15 protein-coding genes are annotated in these 13931 nt (G+C 43.5%); 12 read left to right on the top strand and 3 right to left on the bottom strand.

All coding sequences use genetic code 11. The annotated features are described in order from the left end of the window. Positions 1 to 62 precede the first annotated feature (62 nt). From MHB62_RS16240 to MHB62_RS16230, 3 genes are read left to right on the top strand one after another with little or no spacing between them, the layout of a single operon-like run. A complete protein-coding gene (locus tag MHB62_RS16240) occupies positions 63 to 1415 on the top strand; it encodes a glucose-6-phosphate isomerase (protein WP_003243401.1) in 1353 nt (450 codons plus the stop codon). A gap of 59 nt (positions 1416 to 1474) precedes the next feature. Further along, a complete protein-coding gene (locus MHB62_RS16235; RefSeq protein ID WP_015251349.1) occupies positions 1475 to 1846 on the top strand; it encodes a hypothetical protein in 372 nt (123 codons plus the stop codon). A gap of 59 nt (positions 1847 to 1905) precedes the next feature. Further along, on the top strand, positions 1906 to 2310 hold the full coding sequence (locus MHB62_RS16230) for a YugN-like family protein (protein WP_029725855.1): 405 nt from the start codon (positions 1906 to 1908) through the stop codon (positions 2308 to 2310). Here the strand turns inward: MHB62_RS16230 and kbfO are convergent. Both kbfO and mstX read right to left on the bottom strand, forming a co-directional pair. After that, on the bottom strand, positions 2307 to 3293 hold the full coding sequence (gene kbfO, locus MHB62_RS16225) for a potassium channel protein KbfO (RefSeq protein ID WP_029725854.1): 987 nt from the start codon (positions 3291 to 3293) through the stop codon (positions 2307 to 2309). The genes MHB62_RS16230 and kbfO overlap by 4 nt on opposite strands. Further along, positions 3290 to 3622, bottom strand: a complete 333-nt coding sequence (gene mstX, locus MHB62_RS16220; RefSeq protein ID WP_003228886.1) for a biofilm formation protein MstX — start codon at positions 3620 to 3622, stop codon at positions 3290 to 3292. Before mstX ends, kbfO begins: the two co-directional genes overlap by 4 nt. A gap of 46 nt (positions 3623 to 3668) precedes the next feature. On the opposite strand from mstX, the gene MHB62_RS16215 reads away from it, so the two are divergent. The 7 genes from MHB62_RS16215 (at position 3669) to MHB62_RS16185 (ending at position 8805) form a co-directional block, all read left to right on the top strand. Then, entirely contained in the window at positions 3669 to 3932 is a 264-nt protein-coding gene (locus MHB62_RS16215; RefSeq protein WP_015483620.1) for a membrane protein, read from the top strand. Positions 3933 to 3973: 41 nt separating this feature from the next. Then, the gene (locus MHB62_RS16210) at positions 3974 to 4651 is read left to right on the top strand and encodes a zinc metallopeptidase (protein WP_003228889.1); all 678 of its coding nucleotides are present in this window, start codon (positions 3974 to 3976) and stop codon (positions 4649 to 4651) included. 43 nt (positions 4652 to 4694) lie between these two features. Next, the gene (locus MHB62_RS16205; protein WP_024571512.1) at positions 4695 to 5984 is read left to right on the top strand and encodes a hemolysin family protein; all 1290 of its coding nucleotides are present in this window, start codon (positions 4695 to 4697) and stop codon (positions 5982 to 5984) included. A gap of 126 nt (positions 5985 to 6110) precedes the next feature. After that, the gene (locus MHB62_RS16200) at positions 6111 to 7775 is read left to right on the top strand and encodes an alpha-glucosidase (protein ID WP_032722416.1); all 1665 of its coding nucleotides are present in this window, start codon (positions 6111 to 6113) and stop codon (positions 7773 to 7775) included. A 25-nt stretch (positions 7776 to 7800) separates the two neighbouring features. Next, the gene (locus MHB62_RS16195; RefSeq protein ID WP_003243642.1) at positions 7801 to 7935 is read left to right on the top strand and encodes a hypothetical protein; all 135 of its coding nucleotides are present in this window, start codon (positions 7801 to 7803) and stop codon (positions 7933 to 7935) included. Then, on the top strand, positions 7895 to 8293 hold the full coding sequence (locus tag MHB62_RS16190; RefSeq protein WP_003243483.1) for a secondary thiamine-phosphate synthase enzyme YjbQ: 399 nt from the start codon (positions 7895 to 7897) through the stop codon (positions 8291 to 8293). Before MHB62_RS16195 ends, MHB62_RS16190 begins: the two co-directional genes overlap by 41 nt. 257 nt (positions 8294 to 8550) lie before the next feature. Next, a complete protein-coding gene (locus MHB62_RS16185; protein ID WP_003244393.1) occupies positions 8551 to 8805 on the top strand; it encodes a hypothetical protein in 255 nt (84 codons plus the stop codon). Between the two features lie 13 nt (positions 8806 to 8818). Here the strand turns inward: MHB62_RS16185 and MHB62_RS16180 are convergent, their stop codons facing one another. Further along, positions 8819 to 9556: a protein-glutamine gamma-glutamyltransferase gene (locus MHB62_RS16180; RefSeq protein WP_003243977.1), complete on the bottom strand. Its 738-nt coding sequence runs from the start codon at positions 9554 to 9556 to the stop codon at positions 8819 to 8821. A 157-nt stretch (positions 9557 to 9713) separates the two neighbouring features. Here MHB62_RS16180 and mcpB point away from each other — a divergent pair, with 157 nt between their 5' ends. Both mcpB and tlpA read left to right on the top strand, forming a co-directional pair. Then, entirely contained in the window at positions 9714 to 11702 is a 1989-nt protein-coding gene (gene mcpB / locus MHB62_RS16175) for a methyl-accepting chemotaxis protein McpB (RefSeq protein WP_003243461.1), read from the top strand. A 176-nt stretch (positions 11703 to 11878) separates the two neighbouring features. Then, positions 11879 to 13867 (top strand): methyl-accepting chemotaxis protein TlpA, encoded by a 1989-nt coding sequence (tlpA, locus tag MHB62_RS16170; protein WP_032722413.1) that lies wholly within the window; start codon positions 11879 to 11881, stop codon positions 13865 to 13867. Positions 13868 to 13931: the final 64 nt, after the last annotated feature.

Below are 13931 nucleotides of genomic sequence, written 5' to 3'. Positions count from 1 at the left end.
TCACAGATAAGTTCATATAAAGTGAAAGATGAAAACACTATACCGTTATGGAGGGACAAGCAATGACGCATGTACGCTTTGACTACTCAAAAGCGTTGACTTTCTTCAACGAACATGAACTTACATATCTGCGGGACTTTGTAAAAACAGCACACCATAATATCCATGAAAAAACAGGCGCGGGCAGCGATTTTCTAGGCTGGGTGGACCTCCCTGAACATTATGATAAAGAAGAATTCGCGCGCATCAAAAAAAGCGCGGAAAAAATCAAATCTGACTCTGATGTCTTGCTTGTTGTCGGCATTGGCGGTTCTTATCTTGGAGCGCGGGCAGCGATTGAAGCGCTGAATCACGCGTTTTATAACACTTTGCCAAAAGCAAAACGCGGCAATCCGCAAGTCATTTTTATCGGAAACAACATCAGTTCATCTTATATGAGAGACGTCATGGATCTTCTTGAAGATGTTGACTTCTCTATTAATGTGATTTCTAAATCAGGTACAACAACTGAACCTGCAATCGCTTTCCGTATTTTCCGCAAGCTTCTTGAAGAGAAATACGGTAAAGAAGAAGCGAAAGCGCGGATTTATGCAACAACTGATAAAGAGCGCGGCGCATTAAAAACGCTTTCTAACGAAGAAGGCTTCGAATCATTCGTTATTCCTGACGATGTCGGCGGCCGTTATTCAGTTTTAACAGCTGTAGGCCTCTTGCCGATTGCTGTCAGCGGCGTCAACATTGACGACATGATGAAAGGCGCCCTGGATGCGAGCAAAGATTTTGCAACATCTGAACTGGAAGATAACCCAGCATACCAATATGCGGTTGTTCGCAATGTCCTTTATAATAAGGGCAAAACAATTGAAATGCTCATCAACTACGAACCGGCGCTTCAATACTTTGCGGAATGGTGGAAGCAGCTGTTCGGAGAAAGCGAAGGGAAAGATGAGAAGGGCATTTATCCTTCTTCAGCGAACTATTCAACAGACCTTCATTCTTTAGGCCAGTATGTACAAGAAGGCCGCAGAGATTTATTCGAAACGGTCCTGAACGTAGAGAAACCTAAACATGAACTGACAATTGAGGAAGCGGATAACGATCTTGACGGCTTGAACTATTTAGCCGGTAAAACCGTTGATTTCGTTAACAAAAAAGCATTCCAAGGCACGATGCTTGCCCATACAGACGGAAATGTTCCGAACTTAATCGTTAACATTCCTGAGCTGAATGCATATACTTTTGGATACCTTGTATATTTCTTCGAAAAAGCCTGCGCGATGAGCGGTTACCTCCTTGGCGTCAATCCGTTTGACCAGCCTGGTGTAGAAGCGTATAAAGTCAATATGTTTGCGTTACTCGGCAAACCTGGCTTTGAAGAGAAAAAAGCAGAGCTTGAAAAACGTCTGGAAGATTAATGTGAGAAAGCTGACTGGCATTTGCCGGTCGGCTTTTTATAAAATCAGAAAGGGTGCTGATGTTCATGAAACAATTGGTTAAACATCTCATCATTGCCGGTTTTTCTGCAGCTATTTTAAGTTTCCTTATCTCCTTTGATGCCGTGTATACAGAGTTTTCTTCAAGCTTTGGCGGCACGCTTTCACATTTTTTCATCCACGCCTTTCTTCTCATTGGTTTGCCGCTTGCCCTTTTTACCGATGCAGTACATCGGATTTTGCATTTAAAACGAACCCATACTCTTTTCACTAAATTAGGACTCTATGCAACGGTTGTTTATGTGTCTTGGGATTCAGCTGTATGGCTTGCAGCGGCAATGGCTGTTTACTTCTTAATTGAATGCGCTTTCTTTTCTGTTGGCCGCGCGAAAGAAACAACGATTTCCATGTAGGCGCCTCTGAATGAAGTCTTGTTCGGCAGGACAGGATAAGTGAAAAAAGGGGCATTCTGATGATACCAATACCTTCCGCGATAGATGGGCAGTCTTTTCTGCTTCAAGAACTGGAACAAGTGATGAAGCCGCTCGGTTATGTGATAAACGGCGGCTGGGAATACGATCATGGCTACTTTGATTATAAAATTGATGATAGAGACGGCTATTTATTTTTAAGAATTCCCGTCAATTCGGTACAGGGCAGTCTCGATGAACGAGGGGCGGCCGTCCGGATCGGAAAGCCATTTATGCTGAGACAGGTGTTTCAGGCGGATGTTGACGATCACGCCGAGGGAGGGCCTTTCCAATCACTGTTTAATCAATTTTCCGAACCGGAAAGGCGGGACGCGGAAATTGATCCGGCATTTTTGGATATCGGCGCCTCTCTCGTGAAAGAATTGGAGGATGTTCTGTTACACTAGATGGCAAGGAATTGATCTGTTTCGAGCACCTTGTATGTAAGAGGAGGGGAAAGCATCGGCCCCTCCTTTTTTTGTACGCCTATAATTGTTGTGTTGTGATCAAGGAAATAGAGAACACAGGTTTTGTAAGCCGCTCCCTTTAGTTCGTCAGGAACAGCAAGAAGCTCCACATGCTGATCAAGTGTCAGCTTGATTCCGTTCTGCTGTTTATGCGGCCGTAACTTGACTTGGTAATGCTGCAGCATCGCCCGGCTGATAAATTCTGAAGTTCCGATGATTTGGTTTGCGCCTGCCCGCTCTGCATTTGTGACAAAACGGTCAGTCAAAATCTCGACGATGCAGTAAGCAAGGGGATTAAGCCCTTTAACAGATAAAAGAGTCAGCACTGACAGCATATCAGCATCAGTTTCACTTTTATACTGATCGGCAGTAATCATCACTGATTCCGCTTCAGTAATATTGGCCCGTTTCAGTGTCCCATCATCGGCAGCGTGCCCGCGTATGAAATGAACGTTTTCAATAAGCGGGCCTTCTGTTAAGGATTCATCGATTAGTACGACTGTTTTGGAAGGGGCGGCAAGCTGAAGGTCCTTCAAAAGCCGGTTTGTTTTTTCATTCCACCCGATCAGAATGATGTGGTCCCGGCCTTTGTAAGCAACTTTTCCTTCGATGTAGCGATGCTGTCTGCTGAATGCGGCCGCTGATAACGTAGCGAAATATGCTGTGACAAAGCTTGCTCCGCTCAAAATCAGCAGTATTCCGGCTGCCTGTCCCAGCGGCGTGTGCGGCACATAGTCTCCATAACCGACTGTCGAAACCGTAACGACAGCCCACCAAATGCCTTCGAATACCGAAGTGAACTGCTTAGGCTCAAGTATATAAATGATTTGGCCGAACAAAAGAATCAGACATAAAATAATAACCCCGATTCGGATAAATAACGGCCACCTGAGCCATGAAATAAATATCCGATTTGATTTCATTCTTTTTCTCCTTCTTCAGATACTGAGATGGATAAAATCTGTTTAATAATTGTATTTAATTTTTCATTTAGCTTTTCCTGGCCGTACATATCTCGGGCCTGCTTCATTAACTCGGCTGTATCATCATCAAGCTGAATAAGCGGTTCATCAATTTCCGATTCATTATAAAGCTGGATAAACGCGTCCAGTCCTTCATTCATTCGGTCGATTGCTGTGCTCAGCTGTTCCTTTTCCTCACTCGTCACTTTCATAGCTTCCATCACACCCGTGCTTTTTTCTAACAGTATGTCCCACTTCCGGTGATGTTTTTCAAAAAATGTACAAAACATATAAAACCGGATTTCTCCATAAACTAAAACAAAAAGGATGAAAAAGATGACGATCTTTCAAAGAACGATCGTGGTTTTGATCGGTACGCAGCTGGCGGCATCCGCGGTGATTTTGTTTATTTTCGATTTGAATTCATATAATCACTTTTCCGGCAGCTTCTCCTGGCTTCATTTTCTGAAAGAACTGGCCGGCAGTTTCGCCTTTTATTTGTTTTCAGCAGGCCTGTTCTTTTTGCTGATTGGATTGTGTGCTCCAAGCCGGAAGAAAAAGCGCATTTCTGTACACGGGAAAGAAAACTCATTAAAATAATCGTAATAGAGAAATGATCATGGAAAAAGGATGATGAAAAAATGCTGTTTATATTTTTAACAATAGCCGCATTGGGATTGTCGTTTTGGGCACAATTTAAAGTAAAGAGCAACTTTGAAAAATATTCAAAAGTGGAAGCCTCAAGCGGACGTACAGGGGCAGAAACGGCAAGACGGATTTTAGATATAAACGGTCTTTACGACGTGCCGGTCGAACCGGTAAGAGGCACTTTAACAGACCATTACGACCCGACAAGACGGGTAGTGCGTTTATCTGAGCCGGTCTATTACGGCCGCTCAATTTCCGCCATATCCGTAGCTTCCCATGAAGTCGGACATGCCTTGCAGCATCAGGAGTCATATGGTGCGCTTGTGCTGAGACATAAAATCTTCCCAGTCGTGAATTTTGCATCCGGTGTAGCTCCTTTGCTTTTCTTAGGGGGCATGCTTCTCGGCAGCCTGAATTTGATCGGGCTTGGCATCATACTGTTTTCAGCGGCAGTCTTTTTCCAGCTGATTACATTGCCTGTCGAATTCAATGCAAGCTCACGCGCGAAGCAGATTATTGTGTCAGAAGGATTCATCCGAAACAATGAAGAAAATGGGGTAAATAAAGTGCTGAGCGCTGCTGCCTTAACGTATGTGGCCGCCGCCCTGGTTTCCCTGTTTGAACTACTTCGTTTTGTGATGATCTTCTTAAACGGTCGTGATGAGAATTAACGTTAAGGAGGTGGCCCCTTACCATTTATGGTAAGGGCTTTTTTTGCTTATTTTACAATTGATCGCCATTTTTGTTTTGATTGGCATTACGGCTGTTTTCGTTGCAGCGGAATTTGCGATCGTCAAAATCAGAGGTTCAAAAATCAATCAGCTCATCGAAAGCGGTGACAGCCGGGCGCTAGCCGCACATAAAATCATCTCCAATCTTGACGAGTATTTATCAGCCTGCCAGCTTGGGATTACGATTACAGCCCTCGGCCTTGGATGGCTTGGTGAACCTACATTTGAACGTTTTCTTCATCCCTTATTTACAATGACAGGCATGCCGGAACCGTTTAACCACATTGTCACATTTGTAGTTGCATTTATCATCGTCACTTTTTTGCATGTGGTGATGGGGGAGCTTGCCCCGAAAACGGTTTCTATTCAAAAAGCTGAAGCTGTAAGCTTATGGATTGCAAAGCCGCTGATCTGGTTTTATAAAATCACGTACCCGTTTATTAAAGCATTAAACGGCTCTGCAAGTTTTCTTGTGAAATTGTTTGGCTTTCATTCAGTAAAGGAGCATCAGGTTGTCATCAGCGAGGAGGAACTAAGACTGATCCTTTCAGAAAGCTATGAAAAGGGAGAAATCAATCAGTCTGAATTCCGTTATGTAAATAAGATTTTTGAATTTGACAACCGGGTAGCGAGAGAGATTATGATTCCGCGGACAGAAATTGCGGTTATCTCTCTGGAGCAGTCGCTTGAAGAGGCAATTCATCACATCATTAATGAACGGTATACACGCTACCCTGTCATCAAAGATGACAAGGATCATATTTTAGGGATCATCAACAGCAAAGATATGTTTAAAGCTTATTTTCTCGGCCAGCCGATAAAGCTGGAGCAAATCATGAGGCCCGTTATCAGGGTCATTGAAAGCATTCCTGTTCAACAGCTTTTAATCCGCATGCAGAAGGAGCGGATTCACATGGCGATTCTCGTCGATGAATACGGGGGAACGGCGGGGCTTGTCACTGTAGAGGATATTATAGAGGAAATCGTCGGGGAAATCCGCGATGAGTATGATCAAGATGAAACACCACACATCCTGAAAAAGGGCGAGCACCATTATGTGATGGATGGAAAAGCGCTAATAGACGAAGTGAATGACCTTCTCGACATTGCGATTGAAAATGAAGAAATTGATACGATTGCAGGCTGGCTTCTAACGCAAAAAATGGAGCTGAAAGCAGGAGATGTGATACACGCGGAGGGCTGTGAATTTAAAATCCTCGACGCCGAAGATCATCACATCCGTTTTGTAGAAATTAAAAAAACTGATTTTTAATAAAAAACAGCCGGGGAACGAACGGCTGTTTTTTGTGTCATCAAGTCATTTCTTAAAAAGCAATGCTGTGAAGCCTTTTTTCTACATAGGATATATAAGACCGGTACACTGGGAAGGAGTGGCTGTATGAAAAAGGCTTGGTGGAAGGAAGCTGTTGTTTACCAAATTTACCCCCGCAGTTTTAAAGATTCAAATGGCGACGGAATCGGGGATATTCAAGGAATCAGATCCAAGCTTTCTTACATAAAAGAGCTGGGCGCTGACGTCATATGGATTTGCCCGCTGTATGATTCACCGAATGCCGATAATGGCTATGATATCCGGGATTATCAAAACATATTAAGCGAGTTTGGCACGATGGAAGATTTTGATGAGCTGCTTGGTGACATTCATGATCTGGATATGAAGCTGATTATGGATCTCGTTGTGAACCACACAAGCGACGAACATCCATGGTTCATAGAATCCCGTTCATCCATACACTCGGAAAAGCGCGACTGGTATATTTGGAAAGACGGCAAAAACGGAAAAACGCCCAACAATTGGGAAAGCATTTTCGGCGGGCCGGCTTGGGAGTATGATCAAAAGACAAGCCAGTATTATCTGCACCTTTTTGATAAAAAACAGCCTGATTTGAATTGGGAAAATGAAAAGGTGAGGAATGCCGTTTATGACATGATCAATTGGTGGCTTGATAAAGGAATTGACGGATTTCGGGTGGATGCCATTACGCATATTAAGAAAAAAGAAGGGTTTCCTGACATGCCGAATCCAAAGGGACTGGACTATGTCCCTTCCTTTCCTTATCATATGAATGCTGACGGCATTATGGATTTGTTAACAGAACTGAAGGAAAACACGTTTTCCCGCTATCCGATTATGACAGTTGGTGAAGCGAACGGCGTCGCTGCAAAAGAAGCAGCTGATTGGGCTGGAGAAAAAAACGGCATATTCAGCATGATTTTTCAATTTGAGCATCTCGGCCTGTGGGATGTAGAGATCAATGAAAGTATTGATATCGTTGCATTTAAACGAATTTTAACTGACTGGCAGGACAGTCTGGAAGGGATCGGCTGGAATGCTTTGTTTATGGAGAATCACGACCAGCCCCGTTCAGTTTCTGTGTGGGGAGACGACGGAGTGTACCTGAAAGAAAGTGCAAAAGCGCTTTCCGCTGTTTATTTTCTCATGAAAGGCACACCGTTTATTTATCAGGGACAGGAACTCGGGATGACGAACGTGGCTTTTCCCTCTATTGAGGACTATGATGATGTCGCAATGAAACGCCTGTATGAAACAAAAACAGCGAAAGGCACATCACACGAGGATGTGATGAAGATTGTCTGGAAAAAGGGAAGAGACAATTCAAGAACGCCGATGCAATGGAATGCAGGTCCATACGCCGGATTTTCTGAGGCCAAACCGTGGATCGGAATCAATGAGAATTACAAATGGCTGAATGCCGAGGCGCAAAAAAATGATAAAACATCCGTTTACCATTTTTACAAAAGCTTGATCAAGCTGCGCCAAACATATGATGTTTTTATTAACGGGACATACGAGCTCATTTTACCGGAAGATCAGCAAATCTTTGCATATCTTCGGAAAAACGAGAGCCATACTGCACTGATTGTGGCCAATCTGACAGGAACACCGGCGTTGTTCAAGCACTCTGGCTTGCCATTGTCATCAGATGCACTCGTCTTGTCAAATATTGAAGCAGAGCCGCACAAGCATATGACATCAGTACTCTTAAAGCCGTATGAAGCAAGAATATATCTATGGTGCTAAACTCCAGCCTTAGACTGGAGTTTTTTTGTTTTATCGGGTTTATGAGAGCGGTTTAACAGGAAAAAAAAGAACACAGAACGAATTAAGCGATGAGAGCGGACAAACGAAAGGAGAAACAAATGCTGAAAACACTGCAAATCAAAACAACCAAACGAGATGAAATGATAGATATCACCCGGGAGGTGGAAGCGTTTCTTCAAGAAACAGGTATAACGAGCGGCGCAGCGCTGATTTACTGTCCGCATACGACTGCGGGCATTACAATTAATGAAAATGCCGATCCGGACGTCAAAAAAGATATGCTCAGAAGGTTTGATGAGGTATATCCGTGGGAACATGAGCTGGACCGCCATATGGAGGGCAATACAGCTGCACACATGAAGTCGAGTACGGTCGGAGCTTCACAGCATGTCATTGTGGAAAACGGCCGGCTTATTCTTGGAACGTGGCAGGGCATTTATTTCTGCGAATTTGACGGGCCTCGCACCCGGACATGCTATATCAAAATGATGGGATAATAGGCTGTTTTTTATGACAAAAGCATGATCGCTGAACAAGCGCCGATAGCCGGAGGGCTTGTCACACCCGCCCACGCTGCGGCTTTATCGAATGAAGGCGTGCTTGGCATTCGTCCATATGCGAAATAAAAAGCGAGGGAAAGAGACACGCGCCTCACCCTTTGTTTTCCGGAAAGCCTGCATGAGGGATAGTTAATCAATGGATGTAAACGTACCGAGCTTTGCCGAACGTAACTTGATAAACTGAGGTGACAGATATGAACATTCTTCAATATTCTTATAAAAAAAGAGGGAAAATTGAGTTTGTATTTGAAGGCTGGCCTCACTCAAAAGTTACAATGGTTCCTATCAAAGGCTACTATTTTGTCCGCTTTATCAAATGGAGCAGCCAGGATCCAATCGTGACAAGAAATGACCTTGAAAAAATGGAGTGGGCTGCGAACCAATATTTTGGCACAGCCCCCTTCTATCGAAAACGAAAGGCATTTGAAACCCCATCGTCCGGAAAATAGGCGATGGGGCTTTTTAGCGGACGATGCGGAAAAGAGACGGAACATCCAGTCTGGTCGCCTGAGACAGAAGGTAGGCTGACTGTAAGGCTCCTTTTTTCCTAAAAGAATTCAGCTTATCAATAATTTGCTTTCCGTTTAAGATTCCAAGACCATGGGCAAAATATTTATCTTCCCCCAGTAGTATCACATTTTCGCCTCTCCATTGCGCCTTTTGCGGATCAAATTCAGGATTCTTAAAATACAAACAATCTCCAAGGAAAAAGTGGTGTCCTGTTTCCGTATATATCGGCAATTTCTCATAATGCCAGTCATATAAAATAATTCTGTCAAAGCTGGCATTGAATTTATCTTCTCCGATTGTATCGATTAAGGCCAAGTAATAAATGATAACGATTGCGGTTGCGCATTCAAACGCATAAAACGGGCCGTTCTCTGCAATGTCCCGAATCGCTTTTGAAGGCGGCATTCTGTATTTCAGCTCCAAGGCGCCCTCCGGTGAAACCCTCCAATACGTTGTATTCCCGTATGTTTTTAAAAAAGTGGCAAACTTCGCCCCGCTTTTGTGCAGCGTCTTTGCCGCTGCTACAATATTCATCCGCAGTTTAAGCTCAAACATCAGTTCAGCAATTGAATGATAATCAAACTGAACAGGCGTCTCAATCATCTCTTTTAAGAGCGGATTCAGATCTTGATCAATCTGCCAATTTTCAATATCCTGGGGACGGAGCAATTGTCCTGATACAATAATCATGTTTAGCCCCCCTTGTTTTTTATAAGATATGCAAAGAGCTTGGGCAATGAAAGTTAAAAAGGCAGAAGACAGCCAAAAAGAACTTCTTCCATTTTTTATTTTAAAACTTTTTTAAGCAGCCGATATATACTGTATCAAACCTGAAGGAGCAAGTGACATGAAGACTTTTATCAATTGGCTGAAGAAACCGTCTATTTCAAAGAAATTAATCGTCTCATTTATTGCGATTCTCATTATCCCTATTCTTATATTAGAATTTAGCTCTTACCGAAGCGCCAGCGGAAAGCTGGATCAGGAAATTATGGGAAATGCGAAAAACAGTGTCGATACATTTAATACAACTGTTACAAATGATCTGGGAGAAAAAGCGAAAGCAGTCACCTTTTTCAGTGAATCTCTTAAAAGATCCGCATTCAAAGGGAAATCAAATCAAGAAGAGATCAAAGCTAAATTTTCACAATATGTATCTATTAATCAAGGAGTAGCCAGAATTTATGGGGGCGCAGATAACGGCACTTATGTACAAGCGCCAAAAGAAAAATTGCCGGAAGGATACGACCCGAGACAACGGCCTTGGTACCAGGATGCGATGAAGGCCGGCGGTGAAATTGTCGTGACAGATCCTTACGTGGCTGCGAGTGACGGAAGCATGGTCATTACCATTGCACAGGAGCTGAAGGACGGATCTGGCGTTGTCGCCATGGATATTACCATTGATAAATTGTTAGAACAAATGAAACAAATCAAGGTCGGAAAAGAAGGTTATGCTTTCATTGCAACAAAAAACAAAACCTATGTCGCCCACAAGAACCATAAGGCTGGAGAAAAGCTTTCAGGCGACTGGGTAGCCAAAATGTATGCGAATGACAGCGGTGAACTCCAGTATACTCTTAATAACGAAGATAAAAAGATGACCTATACTACAAACGAACTGACTGGTTGGAAAATAGCCGGCACAATGTATATGGATGAAATTAAGGATGCCTCAAAGTCTGTGCTGACAACAGGAATGATTGTGCTGATTGCTTCCATTGTGGCAGGCGGAATTTTAATTCTGTTTATCGTTCGTTCGATTACAAAACCGTTAAAACGTCTTGTTCAATCATCGAAAACGATCAGCAGGGGGGATCTGACCGAAACGATCGAAATCCATTCAAAGGATGAGCTTGGAGAGCTTGGGGAAAGCTTCAATGAAATGGGACAATCTCTCCGCTCTCTGATCAGCGCTATTCAGGACTCGGTGAACAATGTGGCCGCATCTTCCGAACAGCTTACCGCATCTGCCGGGCAGACGAGTAAAGCCACCGAGCATATTACGATGGCGATTGAGCAGTTCTCAAACGGAAACGAGGAGCAAAGCGAAAAGGTTGAATCCAGCTCTCATCAGCTGAACTTAATGAATGAAGGACTCCAGCAAGTCTCACAAACATCGTCAGATATTACAAAGGCATCTATCCAATCAACGGAAATCGCCGGAACGGGTGAGAAGTTTGTGCAGCAGACAGTCGGACAAATGAACTCGATTAATCAATCTGTTCAGCAGGCTGAAGCTGTTGTCAAAGGCTTAGAAGGAAAATCAAAAGACATCACAAGCATTTTGAGAGTCATCAACGGAATCGCTGACCAAACAAATCTGCTTGCACTAAATGCAGCCATTGAAGCGGCGCGTGCCGGAGAGTCAGGACGCGGCTTCTCTGTCGTAGCGGAGGAGGTGCGCAAGCTGGCTGTCCAATCAGCCGATTCAGCGAAAGAAATCGAAAAGCTGATCCAAGAAATCGTCGCAGAAATCGACACCTCTCTTCACATGTTTAAAGAGGTCAATCAGGAAGTACAGTCCGGACTTGTTGTCACAGACAATACAAAAGAAAGCTTCCAGAGCATTTTCAGCATGACAAACGAAATCGCGGGCAAGCTGCAGACGATGAATTCCACCGTCGAGCAGCTGTCAGACCGTTCACAGCATGTTTCAGCAGCAGTCAGCGGCATTGCAGACGTGTCGAAAGAAAGCTCGGCAAGCATCCAGGACATTGCCGCATCAGCTGAAGAACAGCTTGCTTCCATGGAAGAAATCAGTTCCTCAGCGACGACTCTTGCGCAGATGGCAGAAGAGCTTCGCGATCTGACGAAACAATTTAAAATCGAGTAAAAACCGAAAAACAGCGCTATCAAAGCGCTGTTTTTTTATATGGTAAACAATAATAAAGTCCTAGTTTAACAGGTGAATTTAGAACTATTTTTCATTTTTTCCTCCATTTTCAATGTAATTTAAAGGAAGATCCGCCGATATAATTTGTAAATTATTGAAAGAAGGTTCAAAAGGAAATGAAAAAAACACTCACCACTATTCGCAGATCATCAATTGCAAGGAGACTTATTATTTCTTTCCTGCTGATCTTAATTGTTCCGATAACCGCCCTTTCGGTTAGCGCTTATCAATCAGCAGTTGCCTCACTTGATGTACAGATGACGCAAAGCGCAAAGGAAAATGTTCAGATATTAGATCACATCATTGATGATAAAATCAGCACTACTGAAAAAAGCCTCGCATATTTCAGCGATTGGGCTACAGCAGAAAAATTTCAGGATAAAAAGAAAACAGAGCTGAAACAGGAATTTAAACAATTTATCCAAATGAATGATAATGTCGCTGCGGTATTTTCAAGCGGCAAAGACGGGGACTTCACACGTTATCCGTACGCTGACATGCCAAGCGACTTTAATGCTTTGGAACGAGATTGGTACAAAGAAGCAATGGCCAATAAAGGCAAAACAATTGTCACTGAGCCTTATGAATCGATTTCATCAGGAAAAATGGTCGTCACTATCGCCCGTCAAACGGTGGATGGATCAGGCGTTGTCGCCATTGATATGAAAATTGATGACTTAGTCACTACCGCGAAAGGAATCAATATCGGAAAAGAAGGCTATGCTTTTATTTTGAGCCAAAACAAGAAAGTCATCGCCTACTCCGGAGAAAAAGCGGGAACAGAGCTAAAAGGGGACTGGGTTGATAAGCTCTACAAGGATAAAAGCGGGGACTTTGAATATACGTACAAAGGCAAAAAGAAAAAAATGGCATTTGCAACAAGCGAAACAACAGGCTGGAAAATCAGCGGCACGATGTATGCAAACGAGATTCACGATGCTGCAAGCAGGGTTCTGATCATGGCTTCAATCGTTCTGGCGATTGCCATCGGAGCTGGAATGACGGCGATTTATTTTGTGATTCGATCCATCACAAAGCCATTGAGACGCATTGTCGCATCAGCTGAAAAAATTAGTGAAGGCGATCTAACCGAAACGATTGAAATCAATTCAAAAGATGAACTCGGCGTTCTGAGTGAGAGCTTCAATCATATGGCACACTCGCTTCGCTCGCTCATTCAGGGGATCAAAGACTCAGTAGAACACGTTGCCTCATCGTCCGAAGAGCTGACTGCATCGGCAGACCAGACAAGCAGAGCCACTGAGCACATTACGATGGCTATCGAGCAATTTTCAAACGGCAGCGAAAGCCAAAGCGAGAAAATAGAAACGACAACCGAACAAATTAATGAAATGAATGACGGATTGGCAGAGCTGGCGCGGGCTGCAGCAGTGATTACAGAAACATCCGCAGATTCAACAGAAGTGTCAAGTAAAGGGGAGACACTCGTCCAGAAAACAGCCGGCCAAATGAACACAATTGACCATTCCGTAAAAGCAGCGGAACAAGTGGTGAAAGGGCTGGAGATCAAATCAAAGGATATCACAAATATTTTGCGTGTCATCAACGGTATTGCGGATCAAACCAATCTTTTGGCTTTAAATGCCGCCATTGAAGCGGCCAGAGCGGGTGAATACGGCCGGGGCTTTTCAGTCGTCGCTGAGGAAGTGAGAAAGCTCGCGGTACAGTCGGCTGACTCGGCAAAAGAAATTGAATCGCTGATCAGTGAAATCGTAAAGGAAATTCACACATCACTGAACGTGCTTCAGTCCGTAAACAAAGAAGTTGAAACAGGGCTTGTCATGACGGATGAAACTAAACAGAGCTTCAAACATATATCTCAAATGACCAATCAAATTGCTTCCGAGCTGCAAAACATGAATGCGACGGTTGAGGAGCTGTCAGCGGGAGCTCAAGAAATTTCCGCAGCTTCAAATGATATCACAGCCATTTCTAAGGAAAGCTCGGATGGCATCCAAGATATCGCCGCTTCAGCTGAGGAACAACTGGCATCCATGGAGGAGATTAGTTCATCTGCACTGACGCTTGAAAGAATGTCTGAAGAACTCCGTGATCTGACAAAACAATTTAAAGTAGATAAATAATAGGTCTAATATACTATTTATTTATGGGAAATTAGTTACTTTTGTTAAATTTCTTCTTTTTTGC

Origin of the sequence: Bacillus sp. FSL K6-0255 (genome assembly GCF_045040725.1) — a bacterium.
In the GTDB taxonomy this organism is placed as follows: Bacteria; Bacillota; Bacilli; order Bacillales; family Bacillaceae; genus Bacillus; species Bacillus subtilis.
Note: the sequence above shows the minus strand (reverse complement) of the source record. Positions and strands in the feature narration are given on the sequence as shown.

What these genes read in the sequence shown, in the direction of transcription:
- MHB62_RS16240 (WP_003243401.1), top strand. Translation starts at nt 63, where the DNA reads ATGACGCATGTACGCTTTGACTACTCAAAAGCGTTGACTTTCTTCAAC.
- MHB62_RS16235 (WP_015251349.1), top strand. Translation starts at nt 1,475, where the DNA reads ATGTTCATGAAACAATTGGTTAAACATCTCATCATTGCCGGTTTTTCT.
- MHB62_RS16230 (WP_029725855.1), top strand. Translation starts at nt 1,906, where the DNA reads ATGATACCAATACCTTCCGCGATAGATGGGCAGTCTTTTCTGCTTCAA.
- kbfO (WP_029725854.1), bottom strand. Translation starts at nt 3,293, where the DNA reads ATGAAATCAAATCGGATATTTATTTCATGGCTCAGGTGGCCGTTATTT.
- mstX (WP_003228886.1), bottom strand. Translation starts at nt 3,622, where the DNA reads ATGTTTTGTACATTTTTTGAAAAACATCACCGGAAGTGGGACATACTG.
- MHB62_RS16215 (WP_015483620.1), top strand. Translation starts at nt 3,669, where the DNA reads ATGACGATCTTTCAAAGAACGATCGTGGTTTTGATCGGTACGCAGCTG.
- MHB62_RS16210 (WP_003228889.1), top strand. Translation starts at nt 3,974, where the DNA reads ATGCTGTTTATATTTTTAACAATAGCCGCATTGGGATTGTCGTTTTGG.
- MHB62_RS16200 (WP_032722416.1), top strand. Translation starts at nt 6,111, where the DNA reads ATGAAAAAGGCTTGGTGGAAGGAAGCTGTTGTTTACCAAATTTACCCC.
- MHB62_RS16190 (WP_003243483.1), top strand. Translation starts at nt 7,895, where the DNA reads ATGCTGAAAACACTGCAAATCAAAACAACCAAACGAGATGAAATGATA.
- MHB62_RS16185 (WP_003244393.1), top strand. Translation starts at nt 8,551, where the DNA reads ATGAACATTCTTCAATATTCTTATAAAAAAAGAGGGAAAATTGAGTTT.
- MHB62_RS16180 (WP_003243977.1), bottom strand. Translation starts at nt 9,556, where the DNA reads ATGATTATTGTATCAGGACAATTGCTCCGTCCCCAGGATATTGAAAAT.
- mcpB (WP_003243461.1), top strand. Translation starts at nt 9,714, where the DNA reads ATGAAGACTTTTATCAATTGGCTGAAGAAACCGTCTATTTCAAAGAAA.
- tlpA (WP_032722413.1), top strand. Translation starts at nt 11,879, where the DNA reads ATGAAAAAAACACTCACCACTATTCGCAGATCATCAATTGCAAGGAGA.